Genomic DNA, 17,857 nt, shown 5'->3' on the forward strand with positions numbered 1-17,857 from the left:
GTGGACGATCCGCCGAGGATGCCCCCGGTTAGGGGAGCTCCGCGCCGTCCGGCCGCACCGGCACATTACGATGGAGACATGGATGAGGTCTGGAGCGCGGTCATCTGGGGACTGATCCCCACGATCGTGGTGGCCGGGCTCTTCGCCTTCGTGATCCGCAGCATCCTTCGCATGGACCGCACCGAGCGAAAGCTCTACGCGCAGGTCGAGGCGGAGGAGCGGAGCAAGCGAGGTCTTCCTCCCCGCGACGAAACCGCCGGTCGATCCGCCAAACGATAGGCTGACCCCACACTCTCTGGGGGCCTCGTGATCAGCATCAGCGTCGACTGGACGTGGACGTGGTGGATCGTCCTCGTCCTCCTGTTCGACATCTCGGTGCGCGCCATCGCGGTCTTCATCATCCCGCGCAACCGCCGCCCGACCGCGGCGATGGCCTGGCTGCTGGCGATCTACTTCATCCCGGTCTTCGGCATCCTCCTCTTCCTCCTCATCGGCAACCCGCGTCTTCCGCGCAAGCGCCGCAAGGAGCAGGAGTCGATCAACGACGCCTTCCGTGCCGCGAGCGAGGGTCTCGACTTCGGCACGCTCCGCCCCGACGCCCCCGAGTGGTTCACGCAGCTTGTCGGCCTGAACCGCAAGCTCGGCGCTCTTCCCATGGCCGGGGACAACGGGGCGCAGATCATCTCGGACTACCAGGGCAGCCTCGACACGATGGCGTCCGAGATCGACCGCGCCCAGCGCTACGTGCATGTCGAGTTCTACATCCTGCAGTCCGACGGCGCCACCGACGGCTTCTTCGCCGCGCTCGAGCGCGCGGCCGCCCGCGGGGTGAGGGTCCGAGTGCTGCTCGATCACTGGGCGAACCGCTGGAAGCCGAACTATCACGCGACGCTTGCGCGCCTCGAGCGGATGGGCGCGGAGTGGCACCTGATGCTTCCGGTGCAGCCGCTGAAGGGCAAGTACCAGCGGCCCGACCTGCGCAACCACCGCAAGCTGCTCGTGATCGACGGCGCTGTCGGGTTCGTCGGTTCGCAGAACGTCACCGACCGCAGCTACAACCTGAAGACGAACCTGCGCCGCGGGCTGCAGTGGGTTGACCTGATGGTCCGCGTCGACGGGCCGGTCGTGGCATCCCTCTCGGCCGTGTTCGTCTCGGATTGGTACGGCGAGACCGGCGAGGTGTTCGCGGTCGAATCCGACTTCCTGATGGATGCCGGGACCGGCGACCTCGACTGCCAGATCGTCCCGAGCGGGCCGGGGTTCGAATACGAGAACAACCTGAAGCTGTTCCTGAGCCTCATCTTCGGCGCGAAGAAGAAGATCGTCATGGTCAGCCCGTACTTTGTGCCCGACGAGGGACTGCTCCTCGCGATCCAGACCGCCTGCCACCGCGGCGTCGAGGTCGAGCTGTTCGTGTCCGAAGAGGGCGATCAGGCGATGGTCTACCACGCGCAGCGCAGCTACTACGAGCAGCTGCTCGCGACCGGTGTGAAGATCTGGATGTACAAGCGGCCTTACATCCTGCACTCCAAGTCGATGTCGATCGACGACGAGGTCGCCGTGGTCGGGTCGAGCAACATGGACATGCGCTCGTTCGGCCTCAACCTCGAGGTGACGATGCTCGTCCGAGGGGCGGAGTTCGTCGAGCAGCTCCGCACGGTCGAGGACCAGTACCGCGGCATGTCGCGCGAGCTGACGATCGCTGAATGGGAGAAGCGGCCTATGCGATCGGTCGTGCTCGACAACCTCGCCCGGCTGACGTCGGCGCTGCAGTAGGGGTTCCTCCCCGGCGGGCGAATTTCCGCCGTTGCGCACACAGGGCGGGGCGCGGCATCCGTTCGCCTTTCGCATCAGCGACCGTGACGGGATGCGCGCGCGATCCCTCCCCGACGGGCTCGGGGAGCCGTTCTCGGTCGCGCAGGCGCGCGCGGCGGGAGTGAACCGGTCGCGACTGCGGGCCGCGGACCTGACACGTCCGTTCCACGGCGTACGGTCGACGGCTGTTCCCGACGGCGACCTTGCGCAGATGGTCGCGGCCTACGCCTGCGCGATGAGCCCGCACGTCTTCTTCAGTCACGTGACGGCCGCGGAATTGTGGGGGATGCCGCTTCCCTCCTCCGCGGGTGGGCCGCTGCACGTCTCCGTGCGCGCGCCGCATCGCGCGCCAGCCGGGGCCGGTGTGGTGGGACACGCGGTGCACCCGTCGATGGTGGGGGTGGTGCGGCATCCGCTGTTCGGGGTGCCGGTGACGTCGCCCGCGACGACCTGGGCGATGCTCGGGGGTGCGCTCGGGAACGTGCGCGATCTGGTCGCGACCGCGGATGCCGCTGTGCGCGAGCCGATGCACCCGGCCGATCCGCCGCCGCTCACGACGCGGACGCAGCTCGAGCGGGCGGTGGCGGCTGGCCGTCGTGTCGGCGCCGCGCGTCTGCGCGAGGCGTTGCCGCGGGTCTCGGTGCGGTCGAGGTCGCGGCCCGAGACGTGGCTGCGCCTGATCGTGGTGGACGCCGGTTTCCCGCCTCCGGCCGTGAACCATGACGTCGTCGCTCGGGGGATGTGGTTGGCGCAGGTGGATCTCGCGTACCCGGCTCGGCGCGTGGCGCTCGAGTACGAGGGCGAGCATCATCTGACCGATCCGGCGCAGTGGGCCGCCGACCTCGCGCGCTACGACCGACTGGTCGAGGCCGGGTGGCGGGTGCTGCGGGTGACGAAGGGCGACGTGTTCGGAGACCCGCGTGACCTGCTCGCGCGACTGGGGCGGGCTCTGGCCTGAGGTGTGCGGCTGGGTGCGCGGCGGTGCGTGGTCGGTCGCGCGGCGCGGGCGTTCGGTCGCGCCGAATGGCGGGTGCGCGGGCGCGAAGGTCACCGTTCGGCGCGACTGAATCGCGAGGCGTGTGTTCAGTCGCGCCGAATGGCGGGTGCGCGAGCCTCGAGGTCGCCATATGGCGCGAGTGAATGTGCGGGTTGCCCGGGCATGCGAGATGCGGGTGCGGGTGTGCTCGCCCGAGCTCAGTCGCGCCGTATGGCGGGTAGACGGGTGCGGAGGTCGCGACATGGCGCGAGTGAATCCCGGGGCGTGCGTTCAGTCGCGCCGTATGGCGGGTACACGGACGCGGAGGTCGCCATTCGGCGCGACCGAACGCGCAACGCCACACGACGCGCGGCGGGCTCAGTCCGCGCGCACGAGCAGCTCGCCGACCTCGCAGTCAAGGGCACGGCAGATCGCCGACAGCGTCGAGTACCGGATCGCGCGGGCGCGGTCGTTCTTGAGGATCGACAGGTTCACAACCGAGACCCCGACGATCTCGGAGAGGCGCGTCAGCGTCATCCCGCGTTCGGCGAGCAGTTCGTCGAGTCGACAGTGGATGCCGGTGAGCTCGTCCTCCTCGGTCGGACTCACACGAGCCCCTCGGTGTCGCGCTGCAGTCGCTCGCCCTGCGCGAAGGCGCTCGCCAGCACGGCCGCGGCGACGGCGACCAGCAGGATCGGCAGCAGGGGCAGCAGATCGAGCATCGACAGCGTCTCGAACCGGATGCCGAGGGATTGCATCGCGTGCTGTCGCCCCATCCCGTCGACGATCGGCCACGCGAACACGGCCGCCGTCAGCGTTCCGGCGATCACCGCAAGCGCGCGGGTGGCGCCCCCGGCGAACACGCGTCCCCGGCGCACGGCGAGAGCGACGCGCATGAGCGCTGCGGCCACGACCACGCTCGCGACGGCGACGAGCAGGACCGCCGCGATCATCCAGGAACGGCCGCCGACGCCGAGATCGGGCGCCCGGACGCTCACGGTATCCACCGTCGTCCCCACCGAGAGTCCCAGTGCAGTGGATGCCGCATCCGCCCCGACCGTGATGGCAGGGCCCTCAGGGCTCAGGATCTCGGTGATGCGGAAGACAGCGACGGCTACCGCCGCGAGGGAGGCGGCGACGCCGTAGACGACGAGGTCCAACGCGCCCGTGGTCCGGGTCCCGGCGGCCATCAGACGAGCCCCGTCACGTCCCGCTGGAGGCGGGAGCCGTAGCGGAAGAACGCAGCCAGAGCAGCGAGGCCGAGGCCTGCCGCGATGGGCCAGAACGGGAAGGTGATGAGGAGGTTGGCCTGCGGAACCCAGGCGGCGAAAGGGTCTTCGATCCCGGGAATGTCTTTCCAGGATCTGCCCGTCACCTCGAATACCTGCGACGACGCCACGCTTCCCGCGATGTCTCCGAACACCTGCGCAAGAGTGCCGCCAGCAGTGACGCAAACGGCCGACACCGACGCCATCCGCGCAACCACCGGAGCGAATCCGCGGCCAGACAGGAGGTGGGAGCACGCAACGGCGACAAGAGCGGCGATCGACGCGGGCACCAGCCAGGCAGCGACCTGACTGATCGCCCAGGTGATCCGTGCGGCCGGGTTCAGGCCCGCCACGTCGAGCGTCACGGAATCGAAGCCGCCGCTCACGCGCGTGGCCTCCGTCGGCTCGGCACGGACCTGGCTGGGCAGTTCTGGCCAGAAGCTTTGAATCGGCATGGTGATCGACACTGTCGGCGAGAGGAGGATGAACAGGAGCGTGACGAGTGCGCCGACGGCCGACACTCCGGCCCACACGACAGCCACGATCTGAGTGACGCGCATCAAGGACGTCGGGTCCTTCTGTTCGCGTCGACGCTCACCCGCAGCAAGCACGAACGCGAGGATCATCGCCGCGATCAGGATCACGACGAGCATCGCGGCCATGCCGATCGTCCAGGTGAATCCGCCCATGTCACACCAACCCTTCGGTCTCGCGCTGCAACCTCGCGCCCTGCTGGAAGATCACGCTCAGCGCCCCGAGCCCCAGCGCCACACCGAGCGGCCATACCGGTGGGTTCAGGCTGAACGCCCACGGCGCCGTCACCGGGGAGTCGGCGATCGGCTCCGCCAGGACGGATTGCGCAACCAGGAACGAGCCGACGTCGTTGAGGAGAGACCCGAGCGTGCCGGCCACGAGCACGACGATCGCGCTCACGAGCAGCCACCGCGCGGAGCGAGCGGCGAACGGCGCTCGTGTCAGGGCGCGCTGGCCGAGGACGGCGATCACTACTCCTGGGACCGCCGCGACGAGCAGAGAGAGGACGCTCCCGAAGCCGAGCAGCGCACGCAGTCCGCCGTCGAGGCCGCTGACCGTGGCGCTCGCCGAATCGGCGACGGCGCAGTGCAGCACAGCGCCTTCACCTGTGATCCCGCCGCTGCGCGACTGGCACGGGAGCTCGGTCGGCCACCTGAGCGTGACAGGCATCTCAGCCAGGTCGTAAGGGCCGCCGGACACCCAGCGGATGATCGTCACGACGATCCCGAGCGCCACGATCGCCACCCACACGCGGGCCATCGCAGCGATCACGTCGAGCAGGACCGACGGAGACTTCCGGCGCCGCGCATCCCACACCATCAGCCCGACGATCGCCGCGACGATCGCGAGCCCGATGGTGCCCCACAACAGCACGCTCGGCATGTCCGTCCCAGAAACCATTCCCGCCCCCATAACGACATTCGTTGTTATCGACAAACGTTATGCCCACGGATGCCGCGGCCGCAAGCCCCGGCATCCCGTATGCCCACGGCGAACACGGGCATACCGGCATCCCGCCGTCGTTAGCCTCTACGTAAGACGCCGCCAGTGCGTCGAGTGGAGGTGGAGACGATGTTCGAGAGATTCACAGACCGTGCACGTCGTGTGGTGGTGCTCGCCCAAGAAGAGGCGAAGATGCTGAACCACAACTACATCGGCACGGAGCACATCCTCCTCGGCCTGATCCACGAGGGTGAAGGCGTCGCCGCCAAGGCCCTCGAGAGCCTGGGCATCTCGCTCGACGCCGTGCGCGAGCAGGTCCAGGACATCATCGGGCAGGGGCAGCAGCAGCCTACGGGTCACATCCCGTTCACGCCGCGTGCCAAGAAGGTGCTCGAGCTGTCGCTGCGCGAAGCGCTGCAGCTGGGCCACAACTACATCGGCACCGAGCACATCCTGCTCGGGCTCATCCGCGAGGGTGAGGGCGTCGCCGCGCAGGTTCTCGTCAAGCTCGGCGCCGACCTGAACAAGGTGCGCCAGCAGGTCATCCAGCTGCTCAGCGGCTACCAGGGCAAGGAGCCCGCGGGCGTCGCTTCCGGCGCCGGCGAGCAGGCCCAGGCCACGGCGCAGGGCGGCTCCGCCGTCCTCGACCAGTTCGGCCGCAACCTTACGCAGGCAGCGCGCGACAACAAGCTCGACCCCGTCATCGGGCGCGAGAAGGAGATCGAGCGCGTGATGCAGATCCTGTCGCGCCGCTCGAAGAACAACCCCGTCCTCATCGGTGAGCCCGGTGTCGGCAAGACCGCCGTCGTCGAGGGCCTCGCTCAGGCGATCGTCAAGGGCGAAGTTCCCGAGACGCTCAAGGACAAGCAGGTCTACTCGCTCGACCTCGGTTCGCTGATCGCCGGTTCCCGCTACCGCGGTGACTTCGAGGAGCGCCTCAAGAAGGTCACCAAGGAGATCCGCACGCGCGGCGACATCATCGTCTTCATCGACGAGATCCACACCCTCGTGGGTGCGGGTGCCGCCGAGGGCGCGATCGACGCCGCCAGCATCCTGAAGCCGCTGCTCGCCCGCGGTGAGCTGCAGACGATCGGTGCGACGACGCTCGACGAGTACCGCAAGCACTTCGAGAAGGATGCCGCGTTGGAGCGCCGTTTCCAGCCGATCCAGGTGGCGGAGCCGAGCCTTCCCCACGCGATCAACATCCTGAAGGGCCTGCGCGACCGCTACGAGGCTCACCACAAGGTGCAGATCACCGACGGCGCCATCGTCGCCGCGGCGAACCTCTCCGACCGGTACGTCTCGGACCGCTTCCTGCCCGACAAGGCCATCGACCTGATCGACGAGGCCGGCGCACGCCTGCGTCTGTCGATCCTGTCCAGCCCGCCGGAGCTGCGCGAATTCGACGAGAAGATCGCCAAGGTCCGCGAGGACAAGGAAGCCGCCAGCGAGGAGCAGGACTTCGAGAAGGCAGCCTCCCTGCGCGACGAGGAGAAGTCGCTCCTGGCCGAGCGTCTGCGCCTCGAGAAGCAGTGGCGCTCGGGTGACGTCGCGTCGCACGCGGTCGTCGACGAGGGTCTGATCGCCGAGGTGCTGGCGCAGGCCACCGGCATCCCCGTCTTCAAGCTCACCGAAGAGGAGACCAGCCGTCTCGTCTTCATGGAGAAGGCCCTGCACCAGCGCGTCATCGGTCAGGAGGAGGCCATCGCGGCCCTCTCCCGCACGATCCGTCGCCAGCGTGCCGGACTCAAGGACCCGAACCGCCCCTCGGGCTCGTTCATCTTCGCCGGCCCCACGGGCGTCGGTAAGACCGAGCTCGCCAAGGCGCTCGCCGAGTTCCTCTTCGACGACGAGGGCGCGCTGATCTCCCTCGACATGTCGGAGTTCGGCGAGAAGCACACGGTCTCGCGACTGTTCGGTGCCCCTCCCGGGTTCGTCGGCTTCGAAGAGGGCGGCCAGCTCACCGAGAAGGTGCGCCGCAAGCCGTTCTCCGTGGTCCTCTTCGACGAGATCGAGAAGGCCCACCCGGACATCTTCAACTCGCTGCTGCAGATCCTCGAAGAGGGTCGACTGACCGATGGTCAGGGCCGCGTGGTCGACTTCAAGAACACCGTGATCATCATGACGACGAACCTCGGTTCGTCGGCGATCGCCGGTGGTCCGGTCGGCTTCCAGGTCGAGGGCAACTCGCAGACGACCTACGAGCGGATGAAGGGCAAGGTCGACGAGGAGCTGAAGCGTCACTTCAAGCCCGAGTTCCTCAACCGCGTCGACGACGTCATCGTCTTCCCGCAGCTCAACAAGGCCGAGCTGCGCCAGATCGTGACGCTGTTCACGAAGCGCCTCAGCGAGCGTCTGCTCGACCGTGACATGACGGTGGAGCTGACGGATGCCGCCAAGGACCGCCTCATCGAGATCGGGTTCGACCCGACCCTCGGTGCCCGGCCCCTGCGCCGCGCCATGCAGCGCGAGGTCGAGGACCAGCTCTCCGAGCGCATCCTCCGTGGCGAGCTGAACGCCGGCGACCACGTCGCGGTAGACGTCCAGAACAACGCCTTCGTCTTCGCGACGACCCGCCAGGAAGGCCGCGAAGCGGTCGGTGTGGGCGCCGCGGGCGAGATCACCGCGAGCCCGGACATCATCGCCGGGTCGTAAGCGACACGAACGACAGGGGTCGGATGCCGAGAGGCATCCGACCCCTTCGTCGTTCAGTCCCGGCGGACCAGGAAGACGTCGACCTCGTCCTCGCTGTCGAGGACGAAGCCGTGACGCTCGTAGAGGCGGCGGGCCGGGCTCTGCTGCAGGACATTGATGCGCCAAGGTCCCGGGTGGTCTTCGGCGAGGACCGACTGCAGGACCTGCGTCCCCACACCGTGCCCCTGCACACGCTCGTCCAGATAGAAGTGCTCGATCCACGTACCGTCCGGGGCCGAGCGGACGGCGACGCAACCGGCATCCGCCCCGTCGACGACGATCACCCGGGTCAGGGCAGGATCGAAGGCGTCGAGGAACCGCTGCCGCACCCGCTCGGGGCTGAAGACGCCGAGACGCTCGAGATCGGGGCGCATGACGACGGCGCGGAGTTCAGCAATCCACGTCGCGTCTGCGGGCGTCGAGGGGCGGGTCGTCCAGCGCATCCGTCCATTCAACCCCGGCGGGCGCGACGCCGAGATATCACGTGCGATTCGTCGCCTCCGCTGACAGGCGAGGATGGTCGGGTGCCTCTCCTCGTTCGCCCGGCCGTCCTCGACGGTGCCGATCTCGGCCTGGTCGCTGCGATGCTGGCTGACTATCACGCGCAGACCGAGGGCGAGAAGGTCGAACAGGGGCTCGCCGAGCGGGGCCCGTTGCCCGAGCGTTACGCGGCCGAGGTGCGCGACCCTGCGGCAGCCTTCGCAGGCGCCGAGGTGATCGTCGCAGAGCGCGACGGCAGCGCGATCGGGATGGCGGTGCTGCACCGGTCGGGATCGGATCTCGAGATCAAGCGGCTCTGGGTCGCGCCCGCGGGGCGTCGCTCCGGCGCCGGGTCGACGTTGCTGACGGATGCCGCCGACCGCGCGCGTGCCGTCGGTGCGACCGGACTTCGCCTGTCGGTCTGGGACTGGCGTGCCGACGCGCTCGCCCTCTACGCGCGGCAGGGCTTCGTCGAGGCGCCGTCATGGGAGTCGCGCGATCGGCTCGTGTGCCTCCGCCTCGTGCTCTGACCCGCTGTCGTCGGATGCGAGGGATGCCGGCGCCGCGAGGCATCCGAACGTGGCCGCACGTGCGAACGGACCGGGTGCGCCCTCAGCAGCACCCGGCCCGTCCGGGTCGGTCAGGAGCGCGTGTCTCCGAAGACGTCCTTTTCCATGGCGTCGTAGCCCTCGCGCTGCGGGTCGCCGTGGAGGCCGCCCGAGAGCGCGTACTCCTCCTCGGGCGAGAGGATGAGGCGCTTGCGGCCGTAGACGGCGAAGCCGATGAAGATCACGACGTAGACGATGATGATCGCGACGATCGCCAGGAGGAACGTCTCGTTGAACAGCAGTCCGACGAACACGATCGCGGCGATGATCGCGGCCGAGTAGGCGCCGAACAATCCCCACGGGCTCTTGTAGGGCCGCGCCGCGTTCGGGAACTTCTTCCGCAGGATGATGAACGACACCATCTGCAGGAAGTACGCGAGCACCGCGCCCCACACCGCGATGTTCAGCACGATCGCTCCGGCCGGGCTCGTGTCGCCGCCCGCGGCCTGCAGGATCACGAGGGCGATGAAGCCGAGCGCGGCACCGAACGTGAGCGCGACCCACGGGGTCTGACGTTTGCCGGTCAGTGACAGCCAGCGCGGGTAGTACCCGGCCCGCGAGAGGGAGTACATGTTGCGTCCGTAGGCGAACATGATGCCCATCAGGGACGCGAGTAGGCCGACGAGGGCGAGTAGCGACAGGATCGCGGCGGCCTGGTCGGGCAGGAACGCCTGGAAGCCTTCGAGCAACGGCTCGGTCGACGGGCCGGTCGCTTCCGCGCCGAGCACGCCCGTGTTGATGAAGAGCACGATGAGGCCCGTCACGATGAGGGTGCCGCGCGCCCAGAGGCCGGCGCGAGGGATGTCGCGGGCCGGGTTGTGCGATTCCTCAGCCGCCAGCGGAAGCTCTTCGATCCCCAGGAAGAACCACATGGCGAAGGGCAGCGCGAACAGGACCGCGCCGATTCCCTCGGGCAGGAAGACGGACGCGCCGAACGCGTCCGGGTTGGGGGCCATGTCCCACAGGGAGTCCCAGCTGAACGCGCCGGACGCGACGGCCATCACCCCGAACACGACGATGATGCCGATCGAGATGATCGAGACCACGATCGCGAAGCCGAACGACACCGCGGCGCCCGCGGCGTTGAGCCCGATGAAGAGGGCGTAGAGGATGACCCACCACAACCACGGCGGCAGGCTCACACCGGTGAGCAGGTTCAGCGCCTTGTCGGCGTACGAGCCGGAGAAGTAGACGACGACGGCAGTGGTCGCGACGTACTCGATCGTCTCCGCGAGACCGGTCGCGAGCCCTCCCCACGGCCCCATCGCGGAACGCGAGAACGAGTAGGCACCGCCGGTGTGCGGCATCGCGGCGGCCATCTCGCCGATCGAGAAAGTGAGTCCGTAGTACATGAGCACGAGCACGGCGAAGGCGATCAGCATGCCGCCGAAACCGGCGAAGTCGATGCCGAAGTTCCACCCCGAGAAGTCGCCCGAGATGACGGCGGCGACGGCGAGGCCCCAGAGCCCCCAGACTCCAGCGGAGCGCTTCAGGGTGCGTTTCTCGAAGTAGCCCTCTTCGGCTCGGGCGTAGCGCACGCCGCCGGTCGCGGGGGGAGTGGTGCTCGGATTCGTCATGAGACCTCCTGGCTGCGGGTCGGCGCGAGGCGCGCCGTCGGGTCGGCGCGCTGGCTCACGCCTTGCGGAAGAGTGTGGCGTCTATTGGTATGCCATGTCTACCTTTGGGATGTAGCGTTCTCGTTACAGCCCCACGACGATCCCGCACAGTGCACGACGGAAGGACCACGGATGCCCGGAAACCTGACGGTGGGCGAACTCGCCGATGCGATCGCTGCCGACGAGATCGACACGGTGATCGTCGCCTTCCCCGACGCGCAGGGACGCCTCGTCGGCAAGCGCGTCGCGGGCCGCTTCTGGCTCGACGAGGTCGCCGGGCACGGCGCCGAGGTCTGCGACTACCTCCTCTCGGTCGACGTCGACGTCAACACGATCGACGGCTACGAGATGTCGGGCTGGGACAAGGGCTACGGCGACCTCGTGCTCCGCCCCGACATGGCGACGCTCCGCCGCATCCCCTGGCAGCCGGCGACCGCGCTCGTCATGGCGGATCTGGACTACGTGCGCGGCGGTGCGGTCATCCAGTCGCCCCGCGGCATCCTGAACGCGCAGCGTCAGCGGCTCGCCGACCGCGGTCTCGTCGCCTACTCGGGTACGGAACTCGAGTTCATCGTCTTCGACGACTCGTTCCGGGATGCCTGGGCCAAGCGTTACGTCGGACTGCAGGCATCCACCGACTACAACGTCGACTACAACCTGCTCGCCACGACCCGTCTCGAGCCGCTGCTGCGCGACATCCGCCGTGGCATGGAGGGTGCCGGTCTCTACTGCGAGGGCGTGAAGGGCGAGTGCCACGACGGGCAGCAGGAGATCGCGTTCCGCTTCGCCGAGGTGCTCGAGACCGCCGACCAGCACACGATCTACAAGAACGGGGCGAAGGAGATCGCCGACGCCCACGGCAAATCGCTGACCTTCATGGCGAAGTTCGATCAGCGCGAGGGCAACAGCTGCCACATCCACCTGTCGGTCCGCGGCGAGGACGGCGAAGCGGTCATGGCGGGCGACGGCGAGCACGGGTTCAGCCCGCTCATGGAGCACTGGATCGCCGGCATCCTCGCGACGCTGAAGGAGTTCACGCTGCTCTACGCGCCGACGATCAACTCGTACAAGCGCTTCGCGAAGGGCTCCTTCGCCCCCACGGGCATCGCGTGGGGCGTCGACAACCGCACGTGCGCGCTCCGGGTCGTCGGGAAGGGGCCGTCGCTGCGAGTCGAGAACCGCGTGCCGGGCGGCGACGTCAACCCCTACCTCGCCATCTCGGCGATCATCGCGGGCGGTCTGCACGGCATCGAGCACGAGCTCGAGCTGCCCGCACCGCTCACCGGCAACGCCTACGACTCCGACGTCGATCACCTGCCGACGACGCTGCGGGAGGCGGCGGACCTGTTCGAGGCCTCCGAGATCGCCCGCGCCGCGTTCGGCGACGAGGTCGTGGCCCACTACCTGCACCAGGCGCGAGTCGAGGTCCTCGCCTACGACGCCGCCGTGACCGACTGGGAGCGCATCCGTGGCTTCGAACGTCTCTGATCCCGCGGGCGGTCGCCGCCCCGTCATCGGACTCACCACCTACCTCGAGCGCGCGGTGCAGGGGGTGTGGGACGTCCGTGCGAGCTTCCTGCCGCAGCAGTACTTCGACGCAGTGACCGCCTCGGGCGGCGTCGCCGTGCTGCTTCCGCCGCAGCCGTCGGCCCAGGCCGCGGCGGCGGTCGTGCTCGACGGACTCGACGGACTCATCCTGACCGGCGGACTCGACGTGCAGCCCGAGCTGTACGGAGCGCCCCGGCATCCGCTCACCGACCCTGCCCGCGCCGACCGCGACGAGTGGGAGCTCGCCCTGCTCGCCGGCGCGCGGGAGCGCGGCATCCCGGTCTTCGGCATCTGCCGCGGACTGCAACTCATCAACATCGCCTACGGCGGCACGCTGCATCAGCACCTTCCCGAAGCCCTCGGGACCGAGCGCTACAAGATCGGCGGCGGGGTCTTCGCCGAGAACACCGTCGAGGTGGATGCCGACACGACACTCGCGGGCCTCATCGGCGCCGGTCCCTACGGCGTCCACAGCTACCACCACCAGGGCGTCGACCGCCTCGGCGAGGGGCTCGTCGTCACCGCCCGTACCGACGACGGGCTCGTGCAGGCGTTCGAGACACCGGGCGACGACTACCTCGTCGCGGTGCAGTGGCACCCCGAGGAGAACTCCGCCGATCGGCGGCTCTTCCTCGGCCTGGTCGCCGCCGCCGACGCCTACGCCGCCTCGCACCGGGAAGTCAACGCATGAGCGCCTTCACTGTCCTCAACCCCGCGACCGGCGCCGCCGTCCGCGACGTCGCGCTCGCCTCGGTGGAGGAGACGGATGCCGCGGTCGCCCGCGCCGTCCGCGCGCAGCGCGCGTGGGCCGAGCTGGCCCCCGTCGCCCGCGCCGATGCGATCCGGAACTTCGCGCGCGTCGTCGAGGACCACGCCGAGGAGCTCGCCCAGCTCGAGGTGCTCGAGGCGGGGCATCCGATCTCGTCCGCCCGGTGGGAGGCCTCGCACGTCGCGCAGGTGCTCAACTACTACGCCGGTGCGCCGGAACGCCTGATCGGAAGCCAGATCCCGGTCGCCGGCGGGCTCGACGTGACCTACCACGAGCCGTACGGGGTCGTCGGGATCATCGTGCCGTGGAACTTCCCCATGACGATCGCGGCGTGGGGCTTCGCGCCCGCGCTCGCCGCCGGCAACGCCGTCGTGCTGAAGCCCGCCGAGATGACCCCGCTGACCGCGATGCGCCTCGGCGACTTGGCACTCGAGGCGGGGCTGCCGGACGGCGTCTTCACCGTCGTCCCCGGCGCCGGTCCCGTCGTCGGGGAGCGGTTCGTGACGCATCCCGACGTCCGCAAGGTCGTGTTCACCGGCTCGACCCGCGTCGGCACCGAGGTCGCCGCGGGCTGCGCGCGCCAGCTCAAGCCCGTGACGCTCGAGCTCGGCGGCAAGAGCGCCAACATCGTGTTCGCCGACGCCGACCTCGAGGCGGCCGCCGCGGCCGTCCCCGGCTCGGTCTTCGACAACGCCGGGCAGGACTGCTGCGCCCGCAGCCGCCTGCTCGTCGAGCGCTCGGTGTTCGACCGGTTCCTCGAGCTCGTCGAGCCCGCCGTCGCCGCATGGCGCGTCGGTGACCCGAACGACGAGTCGACCGAGATGGGCCCGCTCATCTCCGCCGCACAGCGCGATCGCGTCGCCGGGTACGTCGACGGTGCCGACGTCGCCTTCCGCGGCGCCGCCCCCGAGGGTGACGGGTTCTGGTTCGCTCCGACCGTCGTGCTCGCCGACCGCGGCGATCGCATCGCGACCGAGGAGGTCTTCGGACCCGTCGTCGCGGTGCTGCCGTTCGACGACGAGTCCGACGCGATCGCTCTCGCCAACGACACCGTCTACGGGCTCGCGGGCTCGATCTGGACGCGCGACCTGGGTCGCGGCATCCGCGTGACCCGAGGCGTGCAGAGCGGAGTGCTGTCCGTGAACTCGCACTCGTCGGTCCGCTACTCGACCCCCTTCGGCGGCATGAAGGCCTCGGGCCTCGGCCGCGAGCTCGGGCCCGACGCGGCCGAGCACTTCACCCAGACCAAGAACGTCTTCTACGCCACCTCCTGACCCGGAAGGACTTCCCCGAATGGACCTCACCCAGCGCCTGCGCGACCGCGTCGCCATCATCACCGGCGGTGCCAGCGGCATCGGTCTCGCGACCGCCCGCCGGTTCGCCGCCGAGGGGGCCCGCGTCGTCATCGCCGACCTCGACCCCGTGACAGGCCAAAAGGCCGCCGACGAGGTGGGCGGTGTCTTCCGCCAGGTCAACGTCGCAGACCAGGCATCCGTCGACGCGCTCTTCGACGGGGTCGCCGCCGACCTCGGCTCGGTCGACATCGCGTTCAACAACGCCGGCATCTCGCCCGCAGACGACGACTCGATCGAGACGACCGAGCTGCCCGCGTGGGACAAGGTGCAGGACGTCAACCTCAAGAGCGTTTACCTCTGCTCGCGCGCGGCGCTGCGTCACATGGTGCCGGCGGGCAAGGGCTCGATCATCAACACGGCGTCGTTCGTCGCGCTGCTGGGCTCGGCGACGTCGCAGATCTCGTACACCGCGTCGAAGGGCGGCGTCCTCGCGATGACCCGCGAGCTCGGCGTGCAGTTCGCCCGGCAGGGCATCCGCGTCAACGCGCTCTGCCCGGGACCGGTCAACACGCCCCTGCTGCAGGAGCTGTTCGCGAAGGACCCCGAGCGTGCGCAGCGCCGCCTGGTGCACGTGCCGATGGGCCGCTTCGCCGAACCCGAGGAGATGGCGGCCGCCGTCGCGTTCCTCGCCTCGGACGACTCCTCGTTCATCACCGCGAACGCGTTCGTCGTCGACGGCGGCATCACCAACGCCTACGTGACGCCGCTGTGACCCGCGCCGCGTCGTCGCCCGATCTCGGCCGCACCGTCTACCGGCCGGTGCGCGGCGGCAACGCGCTCGAAGACACCGTCGCGCGGCTCGTGCAGACCGTGCGGCTCGGCGTGGTCGCGCCGGGGGAGTCGCTCCCCTCGGAGCGCGACCTCGCCGAGCGGTACGGCGTCAGCCGCGACACCGTCCGGCAGGCGATCGGTGAACTCGCCGACGCGGGGTACGTCGAGCGGCGGCGCGGCCGGTACGGCGGCACGTTCGTGGCCGATCCCCTCCCCGTGCCCGCGGGCCCGGTCGACGCGGCCGAACTCGAAGACATCCTGGGCCTGCGCCGCGTGCTCGAAGCGGGCGCCGCGCGCGCCGCTGCGTCGCAAGCGTTGACGGATGCCGCCCGCTCCGCGCTCGAGCAGCATCACCGCGCGACCGTCGGAGCCGCAGAGGGGGAGTACCGCCGGCTCGACTCGCTGCTGCACCTGGCCATCGCGGAGGCAAGCGGCATCCCGTCGCTGCTGCCCCTGGTCGTCGAGAACCGGGCGCGCATCAACGCCTGGCTCGACACGTTCCCGCTGCTGCCGCGCAACATCGAGCATTCCGACGCGCAGCACGAGCGGATCGTCGCGGCGATCCTGGCGGGGCGGGCGGACGCGGCCGAGGCCGCCGTGCTGGAGCACCTCGCCGGGTCGGAGGCGCTGCTGCGAGGGTTCTTGGGCTGAGGTCGCGGCCCGCACGGTGACGGATGTCCGGCCGCTGGGGGCGATGTGGCGTTCGGGGCCGCGTCTGGTCACACCTGCACCGGCGGCCGTGCATCCGTCACGGTCCGACTGGTGCCGCCGCGGCGAATCTGGTGTGCTGAGCGGTGATGATGCGGCCCGGGATGATGCAGCGGCGTGTGGTGATGCAGCGGGCTGGCGCCGAGGCGGCCGGATGGGGTGCGGCGCTGGCTCTCGCGCTCATCGCCGTGGCCGTCGTCGCCTCGACGAGTTCGTGGCTGCTCTACCGCGATGGGGATTCGGTCGTCGTCGCGCTCATGGCGGATTCGCTGCGGCGCGGGGACTCGCAGGACTGGGCGCTGTCACCCGTGCTCTTCCTGCCCGAGACCACGGTCTACGCGGCGCTGTCGTTCCTGGGGCTCGGCACGACAGGGACGCTCACGCTCAACGCCGTGGTCAACCTCCTCGCCGTGTACGGCGGGATCCGCCTGGTCGCCGGGCGCTCCCGGCCGGGCTCGCGGCCCGTGACGGGGAGCGTTCTGGCGTTCGCAGCGTTCGTCGCGCTGGTCCTCCTCGAAGGACCCGACGGGATGCCGGGGTTCCACCTCGCGCTGCTGACGGCGACGACGACCTACTACTCCGCGACGGTCGTCGGCACTCTTGTCACCGTGGGTCTGTTCCGGCGGCTGCTGGACGGCGCGCCGGCCGTTCGTGTCGTGCCCGTCGTGGTGGGCGTCGTCGCGATCTCGACCCTCACGAATCCCCTCTTCGTCGTGTGGTGCGTCGGACCGGTCGCGGTGACCGTCGGCATCCTGCTTGTCGGTCGCAGGATCGTGCCGCGTCTCGCCTTCGTGACGCTGCTCGCGGTCGCGGGCGCGGCGGCGGTCGGGTACCTGCTGCGGGGGTTCTTCGCCGCGAACATCGTCGCCGCCGGCGGTAACTACCTGCGCCCCGACCAGGCGGGTGACGCGCTCGCCCGTCTCGCCGGTGTGCTCGGCGACACGGTGGTCTCCGTGAACGGACTCCTCTGGCTCGCCGTGGTGCTCGCCCTGTTCGCGGCGAGCGTCGTCGTCGCGGTGCGGTCGTGGCGTCGGCGTGACGGCGTCGTCGCGGCCGTCTGCGTCCTCGCGGTCGTCGCGCCGCTCGCGGCGACCGCCCTCGTCGTCGTGGCCGGCACCGACGCCGATCGCTATCTGCAGCCGTGGGTGTTCCTGCCGGTGGTGGTGCTCGCGGTGGCGCCACCCGTCCTGTCGGTCCCTCGCGCCCTGAGCGCGAGTCTTGCCGGCGTGCTCGCTATCGCCGCCGTCGCCGCGGTTCCTGTGACCGTCGCCGCCGCGGGCCGCCCGGACGCCGATCTCGCGTGCGTCACCCGCTGGGTCGAGGCATCCGGCCGCACCGGTGCGGGGCAGTTCTGGACCGTGCGCGCGCCGAAACTCGCCCTCACCGACCCGTCGCGCCTGGTGCAGGTCGACAACACGATGCGCCCCTACGACTGGCTCGTCAACCGCGCCGAACGTCGCGGACCGGTGACGTTCCTGATCCAGGATGCCGCGACCGTCCCCTTCGCCGGTGTCTCGACGTTCGACGCGACGCCCGTCCGCTGTGGTCGCTACACGATCCTCGACTTCGGCTCGCGCGTGCTGCCGCTCGGTGACCCCCGCAACTGAACCCGGCGTCGGCGGTGCCCGGTGCGCGCGGAGCGCCCGGTGGCGGATGGGGCTGCGGGTGCCTGGTGCGCCCGGTGACGGATGCAATAGATCGCGGGCGACACGCGGCATCCCCTCGCCTGGGATGCGGGGTGTCGCGGCCGATCTATTGCATCGGCGAACGCGC

17 protein-coding genes are annotated in these 17,857 nt (G+C 69.8%); 11 read left to right on the forward strand and 6 right to left on the reverse strand.

The genetic code is table 11. From position 1 onward, the window contains the following. Nucleotides 1-78: 78 nt before the first annotated feature. The 3 genes from H286_RS0108450 (at nt 79) to H286_RS0108460 (ending at nt 2,773) form a co-directional block, all read left to right on the forward strand. Nucleotides 79-279 (forward strand): hypothetical protein, encoded by a 201-nt coding sequence (locus H286_RS0108450; protein WP_020097796.1) that lies wholly within the window; start codon nt 79-81, stop codon nt 277-279. A 27-nt stretch (nt 280-306) separates the two neighbouring features. Continuing rightward, nucleotides 307-1,776 carry a cardiolipin synthase gene (cls, locus tag H286_RS0108455; RefSeq protein WP_020097797.1) on the forward strand — a complete coding sequence of 490 codons (1,470 nt, stop codon included), beginning with the start codon at nt 307-309 and terminating at the stop codon, nt 1,774-1,776. Nucleotides 1,777-1,867: 91 nt separating this feature from the next. Beyond that, nucleotides 1,868-2,773, forward strand: a complete 906-nt coding sequence (locus tag H286_RS0108460) for an endonuclease domain-containing protein (RefSeq protein WP_018185734.1) — start codon at nt 1,868-1,870, stop codon at nt 2,771-2,773. Between the two features lie 396 nt (nt 2,774-3,169). On the opposite strand, the gene H286_RS0108465 is transcribed toward H286_RS0108460, so the two are convergent. From H286_RS0108465 to H286_RS0108480, 4 genes are read right to left on the reverse strand one after another with little or no spacing between them, the layout of a single operon-like run. Continuing rightward, entirely contained in the window at nt 3,170-3,400 is a 231-nt protein-coding gene (locus H286_RS0108465) for a helix-turn-helix domain-containing protein (RefSeq protein ID WP_018185733.1), read from the reverse strand. Continuing rightward, nucleotides 3,397-3,981, reverse strand: coding sequence for a hypothetical protein (locus tag H286_RS0108470; protein WP_020097798.1), 585 nt, complete (start codon nt 3,979-3,981; stop codon nt 3,397-3,399). Before H286_RS0108470 ends, H286_RS0108465 begins: the two co-directional genes overlap by 4 nt. Beyond that, the gene (locus tag H286_RS0108475) at nt 3,981-4,748 is read right to left on the reverse strand and encodes a hypothetical protein (protein WP_020097799.1); all 768 of its coding nucleotides are present in this window, start codon (nt 4,746-4,748) and stop codon (nt 3,981-3,983) included. Before H286_RS0108475 ends, H286_RS0108470 begins: the two co-directional genes overlap by 1 nt. A gap of 1 nt (nt 4,749) precedes the next feature. Further along, nucleotides 4,750-5,493 carry a hypothetical protein gene (locus H286_RS0108480; RefSeq protein WP_231370921.1) on the reverse strand — a complete coding sequence of 248 codons (744 nt, stop codon included), beginning with the start codon at nt 5,491-5,493 and terminating at the stop codon, nt 4,750-4,752. A 171-nt stretch (nt 5,494-5,664) separates the two neighbouring features. On the opposite strand from H286_RS0108480, the gene H286_RS0108485 reads away from it, so the two are divergent. Continuing rightward, nucleotides 5,665-8,190: an ATP-dependent Clp protease ATP-binding subunit gene (locus H286_RS0108485; RefSeq protein WP_026302767.1), complete on the forward strand. Its 2,526-nt coding sequence runs from the start codon at nt 5,665-5,667 to the stop codon at nt 8,188-8,190. A 53-nt stretch (nt 8,191-8,243) separates the two neighbouring features. Here the strand turns inward: H286_RS0108485 and H286_RS0108490 are convergent, their stop codons facing one another. Then, the gene (locus H286_RS0108490; protein ID WP_020097802.1) at nt 8,244-8,672 is read right to left on the reverse strand and encodes a GNAT family N-acetyltransferase; all 429 of its coding nucleotides are present in this window, start codon (nt 8,670-8,672) and stop codon (nt 8,244-8,246) included. 81 nt (nt 8,673-8,753) lie between these two features. Here H286_RS0108490 and H286_RS0108495 point away from each other — a divergent pair, with 81 nt between their 5' ends. Continuing rightward, a complete protein-coding gene (locus H286_RS0108495; protein ID WP_018185727.1) occupies nt 8,754-9,239 on the forward strand; it encodes a GNAT family N-acetyltransferase in 486 nt (161 codons plus the stop codon). Nucleotides 9,240-9,349: 110 nt separating this feature from the next. Here H286_RS0108495 and H286_RS0108500 read toward each other — a convergent pair whose 3' ends face one another. Continuing rightward, nucleotides 9,350-10,894 carry an amino acid permease gene (locus H286_RS0108500; RefSeq protein WP_020097803.1) on the reverse strand — a complete coding sequence of 515 codons (1,545 nt, stop codon included), beginning with the start codon at nt 10,892-10,894 and terminating at the stop codon, nt 9,350-9,352. A 171-nt stretch (nt 10,895-11,065) separates the two neighbouring features. Between H286_RS0108500 and H286_RS0108505 the strand changes: the two genes are divergently transcribed. The 6 genes from H286_RS0108505 (at nt 11,066) to H286_RS0108530 (ending at nt 17,691) form a co-directional block, all read left to right on the forward strand. Continuing rightward, the gene (locus H286_RS0108505) at nt 11,066-12,421 is read left to right on the forward strand and encodes a glutamine synthetase family protein (protein WP_020097804.1); all 1,356 of its coding nucleotides are present in this window, start codon (nt 11,066-11,068) and stop codon (nt 12,419-12,421) included. Then, complete coding sequence (locus H286_RS0108510; protein ID WP_020097805.1) at nt 12,402-13,172, forward strand: gamma-glutamyl-gamma-aminobutyrate hydrolase family protein; 771 nt, start codon at nt 12,402-12,404, stop codon at nt 13,170-13,172. Before H286_RS0108505 ends, H286_RS0108510 begins: the two co-directional genes overlap by 20 nt. After that, entirely contained in the window at nt 13,169-14,524 is a 1,356-nt protein-coding gene (locus H286_RS0108515) for an aldehyde dehydrogenase family protein (protein WP_020097806.1), read from the forward strand. Before H286_RS0108510 ends, H286_RS0108515 begins: the two co-directional genes overlap by 4 nt. A 19-nt stretch (nt 14,525-14,543) precedes the next feature. Next, nucleotides 14,544-15,317, forward strand: coding sequence for a 3-oxoacyl-ACP reductase (locus tag H286_RS0108520; RefSeq protein WP_020097807.1), 774 nt, complete (start codon nt 14,544-14,546; stop codon nt 15,315-15,317). Beyond that, the gene (locus tag H286_RS0108525) at nt 15,314-16,027 is read left to right on the forward strand and encodes a FadR/GntR family transcriptional regulator (protein WP_020097808.1); all 714 of its coding nucleotides are present in this window, start codon (nt 15,314-15,316) and stop codon (nt 16,025-16,027) included. The genes H286_RS0108520 and H286_RS0108525 overlap by 4 nt, the downstream gene beginning before the upstream one ends. Nucleotides 16,028-16,188: 161 nt before the next feature. Further along, nucleotides 16,189-17,691 (forward strand): hypothetical protein, encoded by a 1,503-nt coding sequence (locus H286_RS0108530; RefSeq protein ID WP_020097809.1) that lies wholly within the window; start codon nt 16,189-16,191, stop codon nt 17,689-17,691. Nucleotides 17,692-17,857: the final 166 nt, after the last annotated feature.

Source organism: Microbacterium sp. 11MF (assembly GCF_000383475.1).
Taxonomy (GTDB): Bacteria; Actinomycetota; Actinomycetes; order Actinomycetales; family Microbacteriaceae; genus Microbacterium; species Microbacterium aquilitoris.

Coding starts and splice junctions, on each gene's coding strand:
- H286_RS0108450 (WP_020097796.1), top strand. CDS start 79: ATGGATGAGGTCTGGAGCGCGGTCATCTGGGGACTGATCCCCACGATC.
- H286_RS0108485 (WP_026302767.1), top strand. CDS start 5,665: ATGTTCGAGAGATTCACAGACCGTGCACGTCGTGTGGTGGTGCTCGCC.
- H286_RS0108475 (WP_020097799.1), bottom strand. CDS start 4,748: ATGGGCGGATTCACCTGGACGATCGGCATGGCCGCGATGCTCGTCGTG.
- H286_RS0108520 (WP_020097807.1), top strand. CDS start 14,544: ATGGACCTCACCCAGCGCCTGCGCGACCGCGTCGCCATCATCACCGGC.
- H286_RS0108505 (WP_020097804.1), top strand. CDS start 11,066: ATGCCCGGAAACCTGACGGTGGGCGAACTCGCCGATGCGATCGCTGCC.
- H286_RS0108460 (WP_018185734.1), top strand. CDS start 1,868: ATGCGCGCGCGATCCCTCCCCGACGGGCTCGGGGAGCCGTTCTCGGTC.
- H286_RS0108480 (WP_231370921.1), bottom strand. CDS start 5,493: ATGGTTTCTGGGACGGACATGCCGAGCGTGCTGTTGTGGGGCACCATC.
- H286_RS0108500 (WP_020097803.1), bottom strand. CDS start 10,894: ATGACGAATCCGAGCACCACTCCCCCCGCGACCGGCGGCGTGCGCTAC.
- H286_RS0108530 (WP_020097809.1), top strand. CDS start 16,189: ATGATGCAGCGGCGTGTGGTGATGCAGCGGGCTGGCGCCGAGGCGGCC.
- H286_RS0108470 (WP_020097798.1), bottom strand. CDS start 3,981: ATGGCCGCCGGGACCCGGACCACGGGCGCGTTGGACCTCGTCGTCTAC.
- H286_RS0108515 (WP_020097806.1), top strand. CDS start 13,169: ATGAGCGCCTTCACTGTCCTCAACCCCGCGACCGGCGCCGCCGTCCGC.
- H286_RS0108490 (WP_020097802.1), bottom strand. CDS start 8,672: ATGCGCTGGACGACCCGCCCCTCGACGCCCGCAGACGCGACGTGGATT.